The 1,910-nt window shown below is 57.6% G+C and carries 1 protein-coding gene; it reads right to left on the reverse strand.

The window, feature by feature from the left end:
• Nucleotides 1-1,910 (reverse strand): non-ribosomal peptide synthetase (locus Xind_RS19430; RefSeq protein ID WP_187650926.1); only part of this gene is annotated, 1,910 nt, incomplete at both ends.

Below are 1,910 nucleotides of genomic sequence, written 5' to 3' on the forward strand. Positions count from 1 at the left end.
AAGTTATCGTCAATCCCCACCCGTGTCAGCCCCAATACCGACTGCCAGATCAGGCACAACCGGGTTTCCAGTGCCGTGCGCGGGGCCACATACTGTTCACGGTTTACCCAGACCGGGACCGGCAAGGCCCGCCGGTCCAGTTTGCCGTTCAGCGTCAGCGGCACGGATTCAAGACGGGTAAAACTGGCCGGCACCATATATTCCGGCAGACGGGCTGACAGATGCCCGATCAGGCTGTCATCCGATACTTCATCCGCCGTCACCAGATAGGCCACCAGCACGCGCTCCCCCTCGCGTTCCCGATCAATCACCACTGCCTGTTTCACCTGTGGATGAGTTGCCAGCACACTTTCGATCTCCCCCAGTTCAATCCGGTAGCCCCGGATTTTCACCTGAAAATCATTGCGTCCCAGATAGTCCAGATTGCCGTCCGGCCGCCAGCGCACCAAATCCCCGGTTTTATACAACCGGCTATAACCCAATGCCACGTCTTCCGCTGTCGCAAACGGGTTCGGCACAAAACTCTCTGCCGTCAGGGCCGGCTGGTTCCAGTAACCGCGTGCCAGACAAACGCCTCCAATATACAGTTCACCCGGTGCCCCTATCGGGGAAGCATTACCGTATTTGTCCAGCACATAGAGCCGCACATTATCAATCGCCCGCCCAATCGGGACATTACCGTGACAGGCCGTGTCCGTCTCATAACAGGCGACTTCAATCGCCGCTTCCGTCGGCCCATAGAGGTTGATAAGAGCAGGGCTGCCCGTCTGGATCCGGTTAAATGCCCTGACCTGTGACACCGTCAGGGCCTCCCCGCTACAGAAAACATAACGTACCCCGGCCGGTAACTGCTGCCCCATGGCCTCCAGGGTCTGGCAGAATGCCCCTAGCATGGACGGGATAAAATGCACCATGGTCACACCGCTTTGCCGGATCAGTTGCTGCAACACCGCCGGCTGTTTATGTGCCTCTGGCGGCGCAATCACAATACAGGCCCCTGTCCAGTTTGCCGCCAGCAATTCCCACACTGACACATCAAAGGTGTACGGGGTTTTTTGCAGTATTTTATCGGCTGGCCGGAAGGGATAACGCGACAACATCCAGCACAGGCGGTTCATCACACTGCGGTGTGTCAGCGCCACGCCTTTCGGCTGCCCGGTGGTGCCTGATGTGTAAATGATGTAGGCCAAATCGGTGGCCCTGTTTACTGGCGGCGGATTACCGGCAGGATAACCGGCGGTCACTGCCGGATCATCAGCGGCAATCAGAACGGGGGCCACCGTCCGTGTTTGTGTGCAGGCCGTCAGTGCAGCCAAATGCTGCTGCTGAGTCACTACACACGGAGTTTGTGTGTCAGCCAGAATAAAGCGGGTACGCTCCGGCGGGTATTCCGGTGAAAGCGGGACATACGCCCCGCCGGCTTTTAACACCGCCAGGATAGCGATAATCATCGTCAGACTGCGATCCAGATATAACGCCACCGGCGTATCGGCCGGCATCGGGGTATGGCACTGCTGCTGATACTGTGCCCGGATCACGGCCGCTAACTGATTGGCCCGTTCATTAAGCTGGCGGTAGGTCAGCGTTTCTCCGGCAAATTCCAGGGCGGCATTATCCGGTGTGGCTGCCGCCTGAGCCTCAAATTGTTGTTGCAGGGTATTCTCTGACGGGTAGGGTTTATTCGTCTGGTTCCAGCCATACAGCAAGGTATGACGCTCCTGCGCAGATAACACATCAATACGGCTCAAGGGTTGCTGTGGCTCTGCCACAAATGCGGCGAGTACCTGCTGATAACTGGCCGCCATCCGGGCTATCGTCGTGTCATCAAACAGGCTGACGGCGTAATTGATCGCCCCTGTCAGGCAGGATGCCTTCTCAGTAATGAACAGGCTCAGGTCAAACTTAGCCGG

Source organism: Xenorhabdus indica, from assembly GCF_014467235.1.
Taxonomy (GTDB): domain Bacteria; phylum Pseudomonadota; class Gammaproteobacteria; order Enterobacterales; family Enterobacteriaceae; genus Xenorhabdus; species Xenorhabdus indica.